The sequence below is a fragment of the Streptomyces sp. NPDC025793 genome, from assembly GCF_055558375.1.
Map to the genome: position 1 here is coordinate 71,774 of NZ_JBVHMR010000013.1, position 17,171 is coordinate 88,944.

At 72.4% G+C, this 17,171-nt stretch carries 14 protein-coding genes and 2 pseudogenes; 10 read left to right on the plus strand and 6 right to left on the minus strand.

The window, feature by feature from the left end; genetic code table 11:
• The first annotated feature begins 250 nt into the window (after positions 1-250).
• The 7 genes from ACZ4MF_RS24360 to ACZ4MF_RS24390 all read left to right on the plus strand — a co-directional run bounded on the left by ACZ4MF_RS24360 (position 251) and on the right by ACZ4MF_RS24390 (position 8,830).
• The gene (locus ACZ4MF_RS24360) at positions 251-931 is read left to right on the plus strand and encodes a FadR/GntR family transcriptional regulator (RefSeq protein ID WP_071374550.1); all 681 of its coding nucleotides are present in this window, start codon (positions 251-253) and stop codon (positions 929-931) included.
• Positions 928-2,367, plus strand: coding sequence for an amino acid permease (locus ACZ4MF_RS24365; RefSeq protein WP_467494033.1), 1,440 nt, complete (start codon positions 928-930; stop codon positions 2,365-2,367). The genes ACZ4MF_RS24360 and ACZ4MF_RS24365 overlap by 4 nt, the downstream gene beginning before the upstream one ends.
• 41 nt (positions 2,368-2,408) lie before the next feature.
• Entirely contained in the window at positions 2,409-3,425 is a 1,017-nt protein-coding gene (locus ACZ4MF_RS24370) for an asparaginase (RefSeq protein ID WP_467494034.1), read from the plus strand.
• A 60-nt stretch (positions 3,426-3,485) separates the two neighbouring features.
• Positions 3,486-4,895 carry an aspartate ammonia-lyase gene (gene aspA, locus ACZ4MF_RS24375; protein ID WP_467494035.1) on the plus strand — a complete coding sequence of 470 codons (1,410 nt, stop codon included), beginning with the start codon at positions 3,486-3,488 and terminating at the stop codon, positions 4,893-4,895.
• A gap of 50 nt (positions 4,896-4,945) precedes the next feature.
• Positions 4,946-5,884, plus strand: coding sequence for a glutaminase (locus tag ACZ4MF_RS24380; protein WP_467494036.1), 939 nt, complete (start codon positions 4,946-4,948; stop codon positions 5,882-5,884).
• 142 nt (positions 5,885-6,026) lie between these two features.
• Entirely contained in the window at positions 6,027-7,430 is a 1,404-nt protein-coding gene (gene mptB, locus ACZ4MF_RS24385; RefSeq protein ID WP_467494196.1) for a polyprenol phosphomannose-dependent alpha 1,6 mannosyltransferase MptB, read from the plus strand.
• Positions 7,427-8,830 (plus strand): glycosyltransferase family 87 protein, encoded by a 1,404-nt coding sequence (locus tag ACZ4MF_RS24390; RefSeq protein ID WP_467494038.1) that lies wholly within the window; start codon positions 7,427-7,429, stop codon positions 8,828-8,830. Before mptB ends, ACZ4MF_RS24390 begins: the two co-directional genes overlap by 4 nt.
• A gap of 59 nt (positions 8,831-8,889) precedes the next feature.
• On the opposite strand, the pseudogene ACZ4MF_RS24395 reads toward ACZ4MF_RS24390, so the two are convergent.
• Both ACZ4MF_RS24395 and rho read right to left on the minus strand, forming a co-directional pair.
• Positions 8,890-9,825 (minus strand): annotated as a pseudogene (locus ACZ4MF_RS24395) (D-alanyl-D-alanine carboxypeptidase family protein); the annotation flags it as partial.
• A 12-nt stretch (positions 9,826-9,837) separates the two neighbouring features.
• On the minus strand, positions 9,838-10,986 hold the full coding sequence (gene rho / locus ACZ4MF_RS24400; protein ID WP_467494039.1) for a transcription termination factor Rho: 1,149 nt from the start codon (positions 10,984-10,986) through the stop codon (positions 9,838-9,840).
• Between the two features lie 330 nt (positions 10,987-11,316).
• Between rho and ACZ4MF_RS24405 the strand changes: the two genes are divergently transcribed.
• The gene (locus ACZ4MF_RS24405) at positions 11,317-12,579 is read left to right on the plus strand and encodes a cytochrome P450 family protein (protein ID WP_467494040.1); all 1,263 of its coding nucleotides are present in this window, start codon (positions 11,317-11,319) and stop codon (positions 12,577-12,579) included.
• A gap of 71 nt (positions 12,580-12,650) precedes the next feature.
• On the opposite strand, the gene ACZ4MF_RS24410 is transcribed toward ACZ4MF_RS24405, so the two are convergent.
• On the minus strand, positions 12,651-13,055 hold the full coding sequence (locus ACZ4MF_RS24410; protein ID WP_467494041.1) for a nuclear transport factor 2 family protein: 405 nt from the start codon (positions 13,053-13,055) through the stop codon (positions 12,651-12,653).
• A gap of 72 nt (positions 13,056-13,127) precedes the next feature.
• Between ACZ4MF_RS24410 and ACZ4MF_RS24415 the strand changes: the two are divergent.
• Positions 13,128-13,690: pseudogene (locus ACZ4MF_RS24415) on the plus strand (PadR family transcriptional regulator).
• Between the two features lie 4 nt (positions 13,691-13,694).
• Positions 13,695-14,450 (plus strand): class I SAM-dependent methyltransferase, encoded by a 756-nt coding sequence (locus ACZ4MF_RS24420; RefSeq protein ID WP_467494042.1) that lies wholly within the window; start codon positions 13,695-13,697, stop codon positions 14,448-14,450.
• Here ACZ4MF_RS24420 and ACZ4MF_RS24425 read toward each other — a convergent pair.
• From ACZ4MF_RS24425 to ACZ4MF_RS24435, 3 genes are all read right to left on the minus strand, one after another.
• On the minus strand, positions 14,420-15,178 hold the full coding sequence (locus ACZ4MF_RS24425; protein ID WP_467494043.1) for a GntR family transcriptional regulator: 759 nt from the start codon (positions 15,176-15,178) through the stop codon (positions 14,420-14,422). The genes ACZ4MF_RS24420 and ACZ4MF_RS24425 overlap by 31 nt on opposite strands.
• 141 nt (positions 15,179-15,319) lie before the next feature.
• Positions 15,320-16,288 carry an acetylxylan esterase gene (locus tag ACZ4MF_RS24430; protein ID WP_467494044.1) on the minus strand — a complete coding sequence of 323 codons (969 nt, stop codon included), beginning with the start codon at positions 16,286-16,288 and terminating at the stop codon, positions 15,320-15,322.
• Between the two features lie 186 nt (positions 16,289-16,474).
• A complete protein-coding gene (locus ACZ4MF_RS24435) occupies positions 16,475-17,059 on the minus strand; it encodes an Rv1733c family protein (RefSeq protein WP_467494045.1) in 585 nt (194 codons plus the stop codon).
• Positions 17,060-17,171 lie beyond the last annotated feature (112 nt).

Here is a 17,171-nt window from a genome sequence, read left to right on the forward strand (position 1 = left end):
CGGTTGTTTTTTCTCCTTTTTCTTGTGCGGGGGGGGCGTGCGGGGCGTGGTCCCCGGGGGCTGCCACACCGACTCCCCTAACACGTTTAACACCCGCGGGGTGCGGTTGGCATTTTAGCGCGACCCCGCACCCCGTGAATGTTTCCTTACCGGATGTCTTGACAGTATCTGCGGGCAACCCGCAGGATCGTCACTCGTGAACCTGTCAGACAGCCAGACAGGTGGTCAAAGCCCCCGGCGCGTGAGCGCCATGGAAGCTGTACTCGGCCACCTCCGCGGCGCCATCGAACGCGGCGACTACGCCATCGGCGACAAGCTCCCCTCCGAGGCCGAGCTGTGCCGCACCCTCGAGGTGTCGCGGCCCGTGCTGCGTGAGGCGCTGCGGGCCCTGCAGACGATGGGCCTCACGGTCTCCCGGACCGGCAAGGGCACCTTCGTCGTCGCGAACGCCGTCGAGGACCCCACCTTCGGCGACTACGCGGCCAGCGACCTGCTGGAGGTGCGCCGGCACATCGAGATCCCGGTCGCCGGGTACGCGGCCCTGCGCCGCACGCCCGAGAACCTGGACCACTTGGCGCACCTGCTCGACCGCATGGAGCGGGAGACGGACACCACCGCGTGGGTCGCGATGGACACCCTCTTCCACCTCGCCGTGGCCGAGGCTGCGCAGAACCCGGTCTTCCGCCGGGTCATCGAGGAGATCCGCGACGCACTGGCGCGTCAGTCGGCCTTCCTCAATGAGCTGGGCGGCCGCCGCGAGCAGTCCAACCGCGAGCACCGGGAGATCGTCGAAGCGCTGATCGACGGTTCCGAACCCGACGCGGTGGAGGCGATGAGCCACCACCTGGACCGCGTCGAGACGACCCTCACCGACATCGTGCGTCCCCAGCGGACGGACGACCTCCCCACGGAAGGCGGACCCGAGGCGTGAGCGAGCAGCACCTCAAAGACGAGACGCGCCCCTCGTCCGGCCATGTCGACGCCGGAGACGCCGGCTACAGCAAAGGCCTGAAGCACCGGCACGTCAACATGATCGCCATCGGCGGAGCCATCGGCACCGGCCTCTTCCTCGGCGCGGGCGGCAGGCTCGCCGACGCCGGACCCTCCCTGTTCATCGCGTACGCCGTCTGCGGCGTCTTCGCCTTCCTGGTCGTGCGCGCTCTCGGCGAGCTCGTCCTGTACCGCCCGTCCTCCGGCGCCTTCGTGTCGTACGCCCGGGAGTTCCTCGGGGAGAAGGGCGCGTACACCGCCGGCTGGATGTACTTCCTGAACTGGGCCACCACCGGTATCGCCGACATCACCGCGGTCGCCACGTACACCCACTACTGGGGCATGTTCTCGGACATCCCTCAATGGTTGATCGCATTGATCGCCCTGGCCGTTGTGTTGACCGTCAATCTGATCTCGGTCAAGATCTTCGGCGAACTGGAGTTCTGGTTCGCGATCGTCAAGGTCAGCGCGCTGGTGATCTTCATGTGCATCGGCATCTTCCTGCTGGTCACCCAGCACCCGGTCGACGGCCACCAGCCCGGCCCGTCCCTGATCACCGACAACGGCGGCATCTTCCCCAACGGCCTGCTGCCGATGCTGCTGATCATCCAGGGCGTCGTCTTCGCCTACGCCTCCGTCGAACTGGTCGGCGTGGCCGCCGGCGAGACCGAGAACCCCGAGAAGATCATGCCGAAGGCGATCAACTCGATCATGTGGCGCGTGGGCCTGTTCTACGTCGGCTCCGTCGTCCTGCTCTCGATGCTGCTGCCCTGGAACGTGTACAGGTCCGGCGAGAGCCCCTTCGTGACGGTCCTGTCCCACATCGGCGTCCCGGCGGCCGGCGGCGTGATGAACCTCGTCGTCCTCACCGCTGCCATGTCCTCGCTCAACTCCGGCCTGTACTCCACCGGCCGCATCCTGCGCTCCATGGCCATGAGCGGCTCGGCGCCGAAGTTCACCGCGAAGATGAGCAGCAGCCAGGTCCCGTACGGCGGGATCCTGCTCACCAGCGGTATCTGTGTCCTCGGCGTGGGCCTCAACTACGTCGTCCCCGCCGACGCGTTCGAGATCGTCCTCAACTTCGCGGCGATCGGCATCCTCGCGACCTGGGGCATGATCATGATCTGTCACGCGCTCTTCTGGCGGAAGACCCAGAAGGGCGAGCTGACCCGGCCGCCCTACCGGCTGCCGGGCTCCCCCTGGACCGAGATCGTGACGCTGGCGTTCCTCGTCTCCGTCCTGGTCCTCATGTACGCCGACGGCGGCGCCGGACGCACCACCGTGCTGTGCCTCCCGCTGATCGTCGCAGTGTTGGTCGCGGGCTGGTACGCCATCCGCGGCCGCATAGCGCGCTCGTCCACCGGCGCCGACGCGTGACCCGCGAACCGGCTCGCCCCGACCCACCGATACAGGCAGTGATGTACAGCAGTTCCCCCGCCGACGCACCCGTCGTCCGCGAACCCCTCCACGCTCCCGTCGCCCACCTCGTCCGCGGCGGGGTCGTCGAGGGCATCCACTACGGCTCCGTCGTCGTCCTCGGCGCCGACGGCCGGGTGGAGTTCCAGCTCGGCGACATCGAGGCCGCCTTCTACCCGCGCTCGGCCGTCAAGCCGCTGCAGGCGGTGGCCATGCTGCGGGCCGGGCTGCCGCTCGACGGCGACCTGCTCTCGCTGGCCGCCGCGAGCCACTCCGGCGAGGAGCGCCACCTCGCCGGCACCCGGCGCATCCTCGAACTCGCCGGACTCACCGAGGACGACCTGCGCAACGTCCCCGACATGCCGTTCGACCCGGTCGTCCGGGACGCCTGGGTCCGCGAGGGCCGGCTGCCCTCCCGGCTCGCGCAGAACTGCTCCGGCAAGCACGCGGCCATGCTGTGGACCGCCCGGCTCAACGGCTGGACCCTGGAGGACTACCTCGACCCGGCGCACCCGCTCCAGCAGGCGATCCAGGAGATCGTCGAGGACCTGACCGGCCAGCGCGTCGCCCGCGTCACCGTGGACGGCTGCGGGGCGCCGCTGTTCTCCATCTCCCTGCACGGACTCGCCCGCGCCCTCGCCCGGATCACCTCGGCCGCGCCCGGCACGCCGGAGGCCAAGGTCGCCGACGCGATGCGCGAGCACGCCGAGATGGCCTCCGGCTCCGGCCGTGACGTGGCCGCGCTGATGCGGGCCGTGCCGGGGCTGCTCGCCAAGGACGGCTTCGAGGGCGTGCAGGTCGCCGCGCTGCCCGACGGCCGGGCCATCGCCGTGAAGATCGCCGACGGGGCGAACCGGGCGCGGATCCCGGTCGCCGCGGCGGCCCTCGCGCGCGTGGGCGTCGATCCCGGGCTGCTCACCGAGTTCGCGGGCGAACCGCTGCTCGGCGGCGGGGAGCCGGTGGGGTGCGTGCGTGCTGTCCGCGCACTGGACCCGGTTTCGCAGCCCGCGTGTGTGTAGTCCGCCGTCGCTGAACCCCGATCACCCTCACCCCCTCAGAAACAGAGGACCTGAACCCTCATGACCGCCGCCACCCGCAGCGAGCACGATCTGCTCGGCGACCGTGACGTACCCGCCGACGCCTACTGGGGTGTGCACACCCTTCGGGCCATCGAGAACTTCCCCATCACCGGTACGCCGATCTCCGCGTACCCGCATCTGATCGACGCCCTGGCCGCCGTCAAGGAGGCCGCCGCGCTCGCCAACCAGGAACTGGGGCTGCTGGCGCCCGAGAAGGCCGAGGCGATCGTCGCCGCCTGCCGGGAGATCCGGGCTGGCGCGCTGCACGACCAGTTCGTCGTCGACGTCATCCAGGGCGGCGCCGGCACGTCGACCAACATGAACGCCAACGAGGTCGTGGCGAACCGGGCGCTGGAGCTGCTCGGGCACGAGAAGGGGCAGTACACGTATCTGCACCCCAATGAGGACGTCAACTTTGGGCAGTCAACCAATGACGTCTACCCGACCGCCGTCAAGATAGCGACGGTGTTCGCGGTACGTGGACTGCTCAAGGCCATGGCTGTACTGCAGGACTCGTTCGCCCGTAAGGCCGTCGAGTTCCGTGACGTGCTCAAGATGGGCCGTACACAGTTGCAGGACGCCGTGCCGATGACGCTCGGCCAGGAGTTCTCGGCCTATGCCGTCATGATCGAGGAGGACCGCAGCCGTCTTGCCGAGGCCGTCGAGTTGATCCATGAGATCAACCTCGGCGCCACGGCCATCGGCACGGGACTCAACGCGTCCCCGGGCTACGCCGAGGCCGCCCGCGGGCACCTGTCGGCGATCACCGGGCTGCCGCTGGTCACCGCGGCCAACCTGGTCGAGGCCACCCAGGACTGCGGTGCCTTCGTCCAGATGTCCGGCGTGCTCAAGCGGATCGCGGTCAAGCTGTCCAAGAGCTGCAACGACCTGCGGCTGCTCTCCTCCGGACCGCGCGCGGGCCTCGGCGAGATCAACCTGCCGCCCGTCCAGGCAGGTTCGTCGATCATGCCGGGCAAGGTCAACCCGGTCATCCCCGAGGTGGTCAACCAGGTCGCCTTCGAGGTGATCGGCAACGACGTCGCCATCACGATGGCCGCCGAGGCCGGACAGCTCCAGCTCAACGCCTTCGAGCCGATCATCCTGCACTCGCTGTCCGAGTCGATCACGCATCTCCAGAGCGCCTGCCTGACGCTGGCCGAACGCTGCGTGAACGGCATCACCGCCAACACCGAGCGGCTGCGCGCGAGCGTCGAGAACTCCATCGGCCTGGTCACGGCGCTCAACCCGCACATCGGCTACACGGCGGCGACCGACATCGCCAAGGAGGCCCTCGTCACCGGCCGCGGCGTGGCCGAACTCGTGCTGGAGAAGGGCCTGCTGCCCGCCGAGCGGCTGGCCGATCTGCTGCGCCCCGAGGTTCTCGCGGGCAGCGGAGCACCGGTCGCCTGACCTGCGGCAACGCACGCTCGATTACGCTCCGGGACCGGCCGGGAGGCACAATGGCGATCATGACAACGACGTCGTCCCACACCTTCCTGCCGGTCCTGGAGCGCATCGCCGAGGAGATAGGCCACACCCCCGGCCGCGGCCGTCCCGCCGACTACATCCCGGCTCTCGCCGCCCGCGATCCGCGCAGCTTCGGCATGGCCGTCGCCGAGCTGGACGGCACCGTGTACGGGGTGGGGGAGTGGCGCGAACCGTTCTCCACGCAGTCGATCACCAAGGTCTTCACGCTCGCTCTCGACCTGGCCCGCGAGGGCGACGAACTCTGGGAGCACGTGGGCCGCGAACCCTCCGGCAACCCGTTCAACTCCCTGGTCCAGCTGGAGTACGAGAACGGCATCCCGCGCAATCCCTTCATCAACGCGGGCGCGCTCGTCGTCACCGACCGCCTCCAGACCCGTACCGAGGACGCCGCCGGACAGCTCCTGGACTTCCTGCGCGCCGAGAGCGGCAACCCGGCACTGGACTTCGACCACGAGGTCGCCGCATCCGAGACCGCCTACGGTGACCGCAACGCCGCGCTCGCCCACTTCATGGCCTCCTACGGCAACATCGACAACGATGTGACGGTGCTGCTCGACCAGTACTTCCGGCAGTGCTCCGTCGCCGCCTCCTGCGCCGACCTGGCCCTCGCCACCGGCTTCCTCGCCCGGCACGGCATCCGCGCCGACGGCACCCGGCTGCTCACCCGCAGCCAGGCCAAGCAGGTCAACGCGGTCATGCTGACCTGCGGGACGTACGACGCGGCCGGCGACTTCGCCTACCGCGTGGGCCTGCCCGGCAAGAGCGGAGTGGGCGGCGGCATCATCGCGGTCGTCCCGGGCCGCTGCACGCTGTGCGTGTGGAGCCCCGGCCTGGACGAGCGCGGCAACTCGGTGGCCGGAGTGGCGGCGTTGGACCGCTTCACGACGCTGACTGGTTTGTCGGTGTTCTGAGTGGTTCGGGAGGTTCGGTTCGGGAGATCCGCGCGGGGTGGGGCACCGTTCCTCACACGCCGGACACGTCCGGGCCGCCCTCCGGTGGTGGGACCGTAGTCTTCCGGCCACCCGACGTCGACACGCTGACTCGGTGTTGGCCATGGTATTCCCCGTCGATCTCCGCCGCTGTCAGCTGCTCGGGCTGGCTGGTACCGCCTTCCTCGCGTTGGGCGGTGAGACCGCCGGTGCGCTGCCCGTGCAGGATCTGCTGGCCCCCGCCTCGGCGCAGGCGGCGCTCGGGCTGGTCGGCGTGTACTTCGGTGTCGTCCTGCTGATAGCGGCCTGGGTGCTGCTCGGCCGCCTGGTGCGCGGACCCCGGCCGCCCAGCCCGCGCGCCCTGCTGCTCGTCCTGGCGGTCTGGACGGCCCCGCTGCTGCTCGCGCCGCCGCTGTTCAGCCGGGACGTCTACAGCTATCTCGCGCAGGGCGCCATGGTCGACGCCCACATGGACGTCTACGCCCATGGCCCGGCGCAGCTCGGCGGCCCGCTCGCCGACGAGGTCGCGCCCATGTGGCAGCACACCGGCGCCCCCTACGGCCCCGCCTTCCTGGGGCTGGCCTCCGCGCTGTCCGGGCTGACCCGCGGCGAACTGCCCGCGGGCCTGCTCGGCATGCGCCTGGTCGCACTGCTCGGCGTGGCGCTCATGGCGCTCGCGCTGCCCCGGCTCGCCCGGCACAGCGGCGCCGACCCGGCCGCCGCCCTCTGGCTCGGTGCCCTCAACCCGCTGGTCCTGCTGCACCTGGTGGCGGGCGCCCACAACGACGCCCTGATGCTCGGTCTGCTGGGGCTCGGCCTGGTCGCCGCGCGCGGCCGCCGGCCGGCCGCCGGGGTCCTCGCGGCCACCCTCGTCACACTGGCCGCCCTGGTCAAGGCGCCGGCGGCGCTCGGCCTGCTCGCGGTGCTCGCGCTCCAGCTCCGCTCCGGCCGCCGCCCGCTGCCCGCCGTCCTGACCACGGCCGGTGCCGCCGCCGCGACGACGGTCGCCGCCACGGCCGTCGCCGGCACCGGCTACGGCTGGATCGGCGCGCTGGCCACCCCGGTCTCCCCGCAGAACTGGGCCCTGACGAGCCTGCTCGGCCGGGCCACCGGCGCCCTGCTCCACCACCTCGGCAGCGGTCTGGCCCCGCTCGCCGTCCCGGCCTGGCACCTGCTGGGCCTCGCGGTCACCGCCGTGGTAGTGGCGCTGATATGGCTCCGGCTGCGCCTGAAGCCCGTGTACGCGCTCGGTCTGAGCCTGCTGACCGTCGCCGTCTTCGGCCCGGCGATCCGCCCCTGGTACCTGCTGTGGGGGCTGTTCCTCATCGCCGCCGCCGCGCCCGAGACCTCGGTACGGCACCGGGTCGCCGCCCTGGCCGGCGTGCTCGCTCTCGCCGTCCTGCCCAGCGGCGGCCCCGCGGACCTGGGGCAGCTGGTGCTCGCCGTCTCCGGCGGGGTCCTCGGCGTCGTCGTGCTGTGGCAGGCCCACCAGGCGGCGCAGGCCCCGGCCCCGGGACGTACCGCATGAGCGCGCTGACCGGTCCGATCGGGCCGCGTACCCGCGGGGGCCGGCTGCTCCTGGTCCTCGCCACCGCCGCGGCGGTCACCGTCTTCACCGCGACCGTGCCGCTGCTGCGCGACTTCTTCGACCTGCGCGTCTACTACGGCACCGTGCACACCTGGGTCCGCCACGGCGGCCGCATCTACGACTACCACGTGCCCGGCACCGCGTACGGCTTCACCTATCCGCCGTTCGCCGCCCTCACCATGCTGCCGCTGGCCCCGCTGGGCCGGACCACCGCGATCATGCTGTCGCTCCTGATCAACCTGACCGCGCTGGCGGCGGTCCTGCGGATCCTCGCCGGTGCCGGCTGGCGACGCCACGGCTGGTACCGCTGGGCGCTGCTGCTCTGTCTGCTCGCGCTGTTCGAGCCGCTGCGGGACACCTTCAGCTTCGGCCAGGTGAACCTGGTGCTCCTCGCCCTCGTCCTCGCCGACTGCTGGCTGCTGGCCACCGGCCGGGGGCGCTGGGCCGGTGCCGGGATCGGGCTGGCCGCCGCCGTGAAGCTGACGCCCGCCCTGTTCATCGGCCTGCTGCTGCTCGCCGGGCGCCGCCGCGCGGCAGCTGTCGCGACAGCCGTCGCCGCCGCGGCGACCGCGCTCGCGGCCTGGGCCGACCCGCGGGCGTCCCACTACTACTGGACCGAGGCCCTGTGGGACACCAGCCGGGTGGGGCGGCTCGACTACGTGTCGAACCAGTCGCTCCAGGGCGTGCTGGCCCGCCTCGGCGAGACCGGCCGCCCGCTGTGGGCGACGCTCGTCCTGCTGACGCTGTGCGTGTGGGCCTGGCGGACCCGGCGGGCGGTGACGGCCGGCGACTGGACGGCGGCCTTCGCGCTCACCGGGGCCGCGGCCTGCCTGGTCAGCCCGATCACCTGGGTGCACCACCTGGTGTGGCTGCTGCCGTCCTTCGCCGTGCTGGTCCGTACAGGGCGCCCGCGGATCGCGGGCGCCCTGTACGCGGTGCTGTGCACGAGCGTGGTGTGGCTCTGGTACGACGGTGCCTCGGGCGTCGGCGGCTTCCTCGGCAGCAACGCCTACACGTGGATCACGCTGGGTCTGCTGCTCGGGTTGCCGACGGGTCAGCGGCGCGCGGCCTTGTTCCTGGCCCGCCGCTGCAGCGCCAGGGTCAAGGCGCCCGCGCCGAGCCCGGAGAGCCCCGCGATGACCGCCGTGCGCGGCCAGTCCACGCCGTCGCCCGGTGCCTGCGACGCGGCGGCGGCCACCGGTGCGGCCGGGGGCTTGGCCGGGCGGGACCTGGCACGCAACCCGTCCAGCGAGCCGACCGGATCCACCCGCCCGGCCGCGTCGAAGCCCCAGTCCAGCAGTTCGCGGGCCTCGTCGTACACCGTGAAGCCGCCGCCCTGAGGGTTCATCACGGTGACGACGAGCGTGCGTCCGCCCCGGTCGGCCGCGGCCACCAGGGTGTTGCCCGCGTTGCTGGTGTAGCCGTTCTTGATGCCGATCAGGCCCCGGTACGGCTGCACGCCGTTCGCGCCGGTCAGCAGGCGGTTGGTGTTCTGGATCCCGAACGACCAGCCGTCGGCGGGGAACGTGGCCTGGGCGGTGGAGCAGTAGCGGGCGAAGTCGGGGTTGCGCAGCCCCTCCCGGCCGAAGACCGCGAGGTCGTACGCCGAGGACACCTGGCCGTCCGCGTCGTAGCCGTCCGGGGAGACGACATGGGTGTCCAGGGCGCCGAGCGAGCGGGCCTTGGCCTGCATCCGCGTGGCCGTGGCGTCCCAGCCGCCGGCCATCGAGGCGAGCACGTGGACGGCGTCGTTGCCGGAGCGGAGGAAGACTCCGCGCCACAGGTCGGCCACCTGGTAGGTCTGGCCCTCCTTGATGCCGACCATGCTGCTGCCCGCGCCGATGCCCGCCAGGTCCTCGTTCCGCACGGTGTGCCGCATCCCGCTCGGCAGTGTCGGCAGCACCGTGAGGGCGAACAGCGTCTTCAGCGTGCTGGCGGGCGGCAGTCTGCGGTGGGCGCCGCTCGCGGCCAGCACGTCCCCGGTGCGGGCGTCGGCCACCACCCAGGACAGCGCCGACACGTTCGGCACCTCGGGCGCGTCGCGGTGCGGCCGGACCTGTGTGCCGGAGCCGTAGAGCAGGGACGGTCCGGGCGTCCTCGCCCGCGGGCCGGCCGGGGCCGGCTCCCCGGGGGACGGGACGGGGGCCGCGGCATGGTGCCGGGCGGAGGCCGCGGCCGGTGTGAGCGTCAGGACCCCCGCCACGCACAGGGCACAGGCCGTGACGGCCGCCCGTTGAGAAAGTCCGTTGAACATACAGATCAACGTACGAATGGGGCTGCCGCTCCTCGCGCGCTGCGGTCCGTTCGGCCCATGCGAGCAACCCGGACGAGGCATCCCGGGGCGGGTTCAGCCGACGGGCAGGGTGGGCCGGATCTGCCGCAGGAACGCGGCGTTGTCCGGTGTGGCGCGCATCCGCTCCAGCAGGGTCTCCAGGCCGGACGGACCGCCCTCGCGACCGCGCAGCACCCGGCGCAGACCGTGCGTGGCCGTCAACTCGGCCGGGGTGAGCAGGAGTTCCTCGCGGCGGGTGCCGGTCGCGTCGATGTCGACGGCGGGAAAGTGGCGGCGGGCGGCCGCCTCCCGGTCGAGCCGCAGCTCCATGTTGCCGGTGCTCTTCAGCTCCTCGAAGTAGTACTGGTCGGCACGTGAGCCGGTGTCCACCAGCACGGTGGCGAGGATGGTGAGCGAGCCGCCCTCCTCGGCCTGGCGGGCGGCGCCGAAGAACCGCTTCGGACCGAGCAGCGCGCCCGCGTCGACACCGCCGCTCAGGGTGCGCCCGCCGGCGGCGGACGCGTTGTTGTGGGCCCGGCACAGCCGGGTGAGCGAGTCCAGCAGGACGACGACGTCCTCACCGGTCTCGACCAGGCGCTTGGCCCGCTCGACGAGCAGCTCGGCGAGCGCGATGTGCTCCCTGGGGCTCCGGTCGAACGTGGAGGCGTACACCTCGCCGCGCACCGAGCGGCGCATCTCGGTGACCTCCTCGGGCCGCTCGTCCAGCAGCAGGACCATCAGCCGGCACTCCGGGTGGTTGCCGGCCACGGCCGCGGCGAGCTGCTGGAGCAGCACCGTCTTGCCGGTCTTCGGCGGGGCCACGACGAGTCCCCGCTGGCCCTTGCCGACCGGCGCGAGGAGATCGGTGACGCGGCCGGCCAGCCCGGACGCGGGGTGTTCGAGGCGGATGCGGTCGTGCGGGTGGAGCGGGGTGAGGTCGCGGAAACGGCGCCGCTCGCGCACGTCCGCCGGGGCACGGCCCTCGACGCGCGAGACCTCGGTCAGCGCCCGCTTCTCGCCCCGGACGCCCTCGACGAGGTCGCCCTTGCGCAGCCCGTGGCGGCGGATCAGGGCCGCCGGGACCTGGGGGTCGGCGGGGGTGGCCAGAAGGTTCACGGGCCGCAGGTGCCCCTTCCCCTGCGCGTCGATGTCGAGGACACCGGTGACGAGCCGGGCGGCCGCGGCCTGCGCGGCCGCGGGAGGGTGTTCGAGTGTGGTGGTCATGGTGCGGAGTCCTTTCGCGGACGGAAGAGAAAGCGTGGGAACGGGGAGAGGCCGCGAACGGGAGGCGCGTACGGCGAGTACGGCATGCCTCCGGGCGGCGGGAACGGCACCTCGGGTACGGCGGAAACGCCCTCGTCACGAGGTGGTGCTGAGAGGAAGCCCGGGCCGGTCGAACGCCATGGCCGAGGGGCTCGCGGAGAAGTGCGCGACATCGGTGTCCGTACGACGGGACACGCACACGCGCTGATCGCACTATACCCGTGCGTCCGCTTCGGTCAACATGATGGCGTCCGCGTTCATTCCCGGCCCGCCCGACCGTCAGGAGAATCCGTGGAGACCCCTCCCGCCCGGCCCCCGCACCGTCTGGACCCCTCCGGCGGCTGCCCGCACGCCGTCAACGCGCGGCTGCTGGCCGACGGAGCCGTGGCCCCGGTCGAACTGCCCGGCGGCATCGAGGGGATGGCCGTGCTCGGGCACGAGGCGCTGAAGGAGTTCCTCCAGCACCCCGAAGTCGCCAAGGACGCACGGTACTTCACAGCCCTGCGGGAGGGCCGGATCGGCCCCGGCTGGCCGATGCTGACCTTCGCGACCGTGCGGGGCATGACCACCGCGGACGGCGACGACCACCGCCGCCTGCGGTCCCTGGTCAGCCGGGCCTTCACGCCACGCAGGGTTGCCGAACTCCGGCCCCGCATCGAGGAGTTGACCGAACTCCTGATCGACGATCTCGCCCGCGCCGCCGACGCCGGTGACGGTGTCGCCGATCTGCGGCGGCACTTCGCCCTGCCGCTGCCGATGGCAGTCATCAGCGAACTCCTGGGCGTGGACGCCGAGTTCCGCGACCGGCTGCACCACCTCAGCAGCCAGGTCGTCGACACCGACATCACACCCGCCCGGGCCATCGCCGCCAACCGCGAACTCGTCGCCGTACTGGACCGGATCGCGGCGGCGAAGGCGGCACACCCGGGCGACGACCTCACCAGCGCGCTCCTCGCCGCCCGCGACGAGGGCGGCGACCGGCTCAGTGACCAAGAGCTGATCGGCACCCTCGTCCTGATGATCGTCGCCGGACACGAGACCACCCTCAACCTCGTCACCAACGCCGTACGCGCCCTGTGCGCCCATCGCGACCAGCTCGACCTCGTGCGCGCGGGCAGGGCGCGCTGGGCGGACGCGGTGGAGGAGACGCTGCGCTGGGACGCGCCGGTCAGCTACTTCCCGTTCCGCTATCCGGTGCGGGACCTCACCGTCGACGGCACCCGCATCCCCGCGGGCACCCCCGTCCTCGCCGGCTACTCCGCCGCCGGCCGCGACCCGGCCGCGCACGGTCCCGACGCCGACCGCTTCGACGTCACCCGCCCCGCCCGGACCGACGCCGTGCGCCATCTCTCCCTCGGGCACGGCGCGCACTACTGCCTCGGCGCGCCGCTGGCCCGGCTGGAGGCCGCGATCGCGCTGGAGCGGCTGTTCACCCGCTTCCCCGGCCTCGAAGTCGCCGCGGCCGAAGCCGATCTGCTGCCGCACTCCGGCTTCGTGGGCAACAGCGTGCGCACCCTGCCCGTCCGGCTCGCCGCCGCCGACGCCCGAGGGTGACCTCTACAACGGCGTGCGCACGGGCGGGAACATGGTCCCGACCTTCGAGGATGCGACCGCCGTGGGCGTGCTCACGCCGACCGTGCCTCCGCCTCCGCCTCCTTCACGATCCGGTCGAACCGCGCCCCCATGGCCTCCGCGAGGGCATGGGCGCCGGACAGCGGGCGGACCATGACCATGAAGTCGTCGATCAGACCGTCCTCGTTCACGTGGATGAAGTCGCAGCCGGTCAGCTCGCGGTCGCCCACCCGGGCCCTGAAGACCAGCGCGTGGTCGGCACCGTCCGGGGCGCCGATCTCGCGGACGTACCGGAAGTCCTCGAAGACCTGGGTGACCGTGCGCAGGATCGCCGCGGTGATCGCCTTGCCCGGGTACGGCTTGAAGACGACCGGGCTGCTGAAGACGACGTCCTCGGCCAGCAACGCCACGGCGGCGTCGATGTCCCCGGCCTCCACCGCCTCGCGGAACGCGCGCATCGGATCACCTCGCATAATCAATTAATTGAATAGATGCGGATGATATTAATCAACGACTGCTAGCCTGTCCACATGCCGCTCAAGTACGCCGTCCTGGCCGCCCTGCCGGAGGGCGAGGCCTCGGGCTCCGAGCTGTCGAAGGTGTTCGACGTCTCGCTCGCGAACTTCTGGCCCGCCACCCCGCAGCAGCTCCACCGGGAACTGGAGCGCCTCGCGCAGGACGGTCTCGTCGAGGCCCGCACCGTGCAGCAGGAACAGCGACCCAGCAAAGGGATGTTCACGCTCACGTCGACCGGCCGGGCCGAGCTGAGCGCGTTCGCCGCCGAGCCTCCGAAGCGGCCCACGGCCGTCCGCGACGAGCTCCTCATCACGATCCAGGCCATGGACGGCGGCGACCCCGAGGTCACCCGGGCGCTGATCGAGGAGCGCAGGGGCTGGGCGCGCGGAAAGCTCGACCGCTACCGGCGGGTGCGCGAGCGCCTGCTGACGGGCGTGGCGAGGAGGAGTACCTGCGCACCGCCGAGCGCGGCGGGCCGTACCTCACCCTCATGGCCGGAATCTCCTTCGAGGAGGAGAACCTGCGCTGGTGCGAGCGGGCCCTCGCGGTCCTCGCACGGCGGGTGAGCCTAGGCTGAGACGATGTTCGGTCCCGAAGGCCCCACCCTGCGCGAACTCGCGGTCCAGGCACTGTCGTCCGTCGAGCGGGGCTACGACCTGCTCGCCCCGAAGTTCGACCACACCCCCTTCCGGACACCGGACGCGGTGCTGGAGTCCGTCGCGACGGCGCTCGCCCCGCTCGGCCCGTTCGCGGACGGGCTCGACCTGTGCTGCGGCACGGGTGCGGGCGTGGAGGCGCTGACCGGACTGTGCGACCGGAGCGTCACCGGCGTCGACTTCAGCGCGGGCATGCTGGACGTGGCCCGGCACCGGGTACGGCCGCCCGCCGGCGGGCCCGGGGTCGCCTGGGTGCGCGGCGACGCCCGTGCCCTGCCGTTCGCGGCCGCCTTCGATCTCGTGGTCTCCTTCGGCGCGTTCGGCCACTTCCTGCCGAGCGAGCTGCCGGGGCTGTTCGCCCGGGTCCACGCGGCCCTGCGGCCCGGCGGCCGGTTCGCCTTCCCGGTGCCCGCCCCGCCCCGCCCGACGCGCTCCGGCTACTGGGCGCTGCTCGGCTTCGACACGGTGATGCGGGTGCGCAACGCCCTGTGGCGGCCGCCGTTCGTCATGTACTACCGGTCCTTCCGACTCGGCGACGTCCTACGGGAGTTGGGGGAGGCCGACTTCGTGACCGAACTGTGGGCCCTGCCGGAGTTCGGGCGTCGCGGCGACGGCGGCCCGCGGGTCCGGCTGGTGGTGGCCCGCAGGCCTCAGCTCGCGGCGGGCAGCGTGAACTCGTAGACCAGCATGTCCTGTTCGTTCACGACGAGGTCGGTGATCTCCAGCGGCCGGGCGTACTGGTCGTGCACCCGACGCGTCACCCGCACCGAGGAGGCGTCGCCTACCTGGCTGATGGCGTCCCGGTGGTGCAGGGTCAGACCGGCCCTGCGCATCCAGTCGTAGGCCCGTCGCAGCTGCGCCGGGGTGGCCCCGTCGGCCCGGCCCCGGTAGCGGGCCAGCTCCGCGACCTCGGCCAGTGCCACCGCCGAGAACGACGTCACCGCGGTGCGCAGCGAGCGCCCGTCCGGGGTGGCCGACCGGTAGCGGTGCACCAGCGTCGGCCGCTGTGGGGTGAGGCCCAGCGCCCGCGCGTGCTCCGGCGGTGGCGCCTCCCAGGTCACCGTGGCCCGGTCGACCGCACACGGGTCCGCCGAGCGGGCGCCCAGCGGGAAGACCGGGGTTCCCGGCGCCTCGACCGGCCGGCCGGGCAGCGTGACATGGCTGCCGCGCCGGTCGGTGGCGACCAGACCGCCCCGGCGCAGCAGCTCCAGCGCCTGCCGGACGGTCTCCCGGCTGACCTGGTAGTGGGCGGCCAGGTGCCGTTCGCCGGGCAGCCGTTCGCCGGGCGGAATGGTGCCGGCGCGCAGTTCGTCGAGCAGCAGAGCCGCGATCCGCCCGTACAGGGGCCGGTCGTCGAGCCGTGCGGGTTCGTGGCTCTGCTCGGGTTCGTGCGGGGTGGTGCGGGCCATGCCGCGCCCTCCTGTGGTGACAAGACGTAGCCGTGCGGGCTCATTGCGCGACCATCATTGCATTGGTCTAAACCACAAGGGGAGAGCGGCATGGCGGTTCGGCCGAAACCCGCCCCGCGCTGTCAGACGGACGACGCGCCGTCAGGCGTACGACCGCAGCCAGCGCACCTTCGCCGCCTCGTGGAACGGCCCGCCGCCCTCGTGGTCGTTGAAGTCGTACACCTCGATCGCCTTGTCCTCCTGCGCCCAGGAGTTGAAGGCGGCGAACACCGTCGACGGCGGGCAGGTCTGGTCCTCCAGGGCGGCGGAGAACAGTGCCGGCGCCCGGCCGCGGGCCGCGAAGTGGACACCGTCGAAGTACGACAGGGTGCGCTGCACCTCGGTCGAGCGGCCGCGGTGCGTCTTGAGGAACTGGCCGATCTCCCGGTAGGGGTGACGGTCCGTCAGCGTCGTCGCGCGCGGGAAGTCGCACAGGAACGGCACGTCCGGCGCGACCGCGACCAGGTCCGGGACCAGGCCGCCGACCGCCAGCGCGATGCCGCCGCCCTGGCTGGCACCGAGCGCCACCGTGCGCGCGGCGTCGGCCAGCGGGTGCGAGCGGGCGGCCTCGACCGCGCGTACGGCGTCCGTGAACACCCGCCGGTAGTAGTAGTTCTCGGGCGCGTCGATGCCGCGGGTCATGAAGCCCGGGTACGCCGGTGCCGCGCCGACCGGGTCCGCCGTACCGCCGCCCGCGCCCCAGGCGCTGCCCTGGCCACGGGTGTCCATCGTGAAGTGAGCGCGGCCCGTCGACGCCCACAGCAGGTTCTCGTGCGGGAGCCCGCGCCCGCCGCCGTACCCGATGAACTCCACGATCAGCGGCAGGGGTTCGGTGGCACCGGCCGGCAGCCGCAGCCAGCCCTTGACGGGGTGGCCGCCGAACCCGGCGAAGGTCACGTCGTACACCTCGACCGTCGACAGCCCGGGGTCCACCGGCTCGAAACGGGCGTCCAGTTCGTGCTCGCGCGCCTGCTCCAGGGTCTTGTCCCAGAAGGCGTCGAAGTCCTCGGGCTCGGTGGACTCGCTTCGGTACGCGTGCAGTTCGTCGAGGGATAGGTCGAACAGGGCCATCAACAACCGCCTTGGTGAAGGGACAGTGCGTCGACTCACCGTACGTGGATGATCGGAGGACCGGCCAGGCCCAAGGGGGCATGCCCAACGGTTTCCTGATGGGGGACACGCCTGGTCACGCAATGAGTAAGCGCTTGCTCCCGGATGATCCCGGTGCGTCGGCCGGACACAGTGGTCGGGTCGCTGTCACGTCCTGGGCTGGGTCCACTTCGGCCCGGTGCGCGCCCACTCGCGCTCCCACTCCGCCATCCGGTGCCGCAGTGCGATCCGGCGCTCGATCGCGTGCCCGAGGAGCACGACGGCGGCCGCGCCGCCCGCCGCGCACACGCCGACGGTCACCGAATGCTGCACGATCGCCGCGTCCTGCGGCGGCGGGGCGACGTCTCGGCCCCGCGTGTCGAGCCACACGGAGACCGTGTCGCCGGCCCGGGTCCCCGCCGGCACCCGGGTCCACGCCGTCCGGGTCCCCCTGCCGGGTTCGGTCCAGCGCACCTGGGCGCGGTAGGGGCGCTCGTGGTCGCCCTCCGCGGCGGACACCCGGCGCGGCGGTTCGCCGATCATCCGGGCGCGCACCTGGTGCCGTTCGGCACGGGCCGCCGCGGCGAGCGAGCCGGCCTGGTCGTACGCGCGCAGGCCCGCGGCCACTCCGGCCAGGGGCACCACCACGAACAGCAGGACGGAGACGACCAGCACCGTCCACGCCTCCACGACGTCCGAGCGGCGCCGCAGCGGATTGCGCTGCCAGCGCCAGCCATGAACCCAGGTCCGCATGTCCACCTCCTCGCCCCGTAGGAGCCGGAGCACCGGACGGACCGCTGTCACGGGCCCGCCGTCCCCCATCGCTCACGCACACGAGCGTCCACACCCGTCTCGTACCCCGTAC

Bases quoted from the DNA above. Each gene is read 5' to 3' on its own strand.
- ACZ4MF_RS24420 (WP_467494042.1), top strand. From the start codon at position 13,695: ATGTTCGGTCCCGAAGGCCCCACCCTGCGCGAACTCGCGGTCCAGGCA.
- mptB (WP_467494196.1), top strand. From the start codon at position 6,027: ATGGTATTCCCCGTCGATCTCCGCCGCTGTCAGCTGCTCGGGCTGGCT.
- ACZ4MF_RS24425 (WP_467494043.1), bottom strand. From the start codon at position 15,178: ATGGCCCGCACCACCCCGCACGAACCCGAGCAGAGCCACGAACCCGCA.
- aspA (WP_467494035.1), top strand. From the start codon at position 3,486: ATGACCGCCGCCACCCGCAGCGAGCACGATCTGCTCGGCGACCGTGAC.
- ACZ4MF_RS24380 (WP_467494036.1), top strand. From the start codon at position 4,946: ATGGCGATCATGACAACGACGTCGTCCCACACCTTCCTGCCGGTCCTG.
- ACZ4MF_RS24410 (WP_467494041.1), bottom strand. From the start codon at position 13,055: ATGCGCGCGTTCCGCGAGGCGGTGGAGGCCGGGGACATCGACGCCGCC.
- ACZ4MF_RS24390 (WP_467494038.1), top strand. From the start codon at position 7,427: ATGAGCGCGCTGACCGGTCCGATCGGGCCGCGTACCCGCGGGGGCCGG.
- ACZ4MF_RS24370 (WP_467494034.1), top strand. From the start codon at position 2,409: ATGTACAGCAGTTCCCCCGCCGACGCACCCGTCGTCCGCGAACCCCTC.
- rho (WP_467494039.1), bottom strand. From the start codon at position 10,986: ATGACCACCACACTCGAACACCCTCCCGCGGCCGCGCAGGCCGCGGCC.
- ACZ4MF_RS24435 (WP_467494045.1), bottom strand. From the start codon at position 17,059: ATGCGGACCTGGGTTCATGGCTGGCGCTGGCAGCGCAATCCGCTGCGG.
- ACZ4MF_RS24430 (WP_467494044.1), bottom strand. From the start codon at position 16,288: ATGGCCCTGTTCGACCTATCCCTCGACGAACTGCACGCGTACCGAAGC.
- ACZ4MF_RS24360 (WP_071374550.1), top strand. From the start codon at position 251: ATGGAAGCTGTACTCGGCCACCTCCGCGGCGCCATCGAACGCGGCGAC.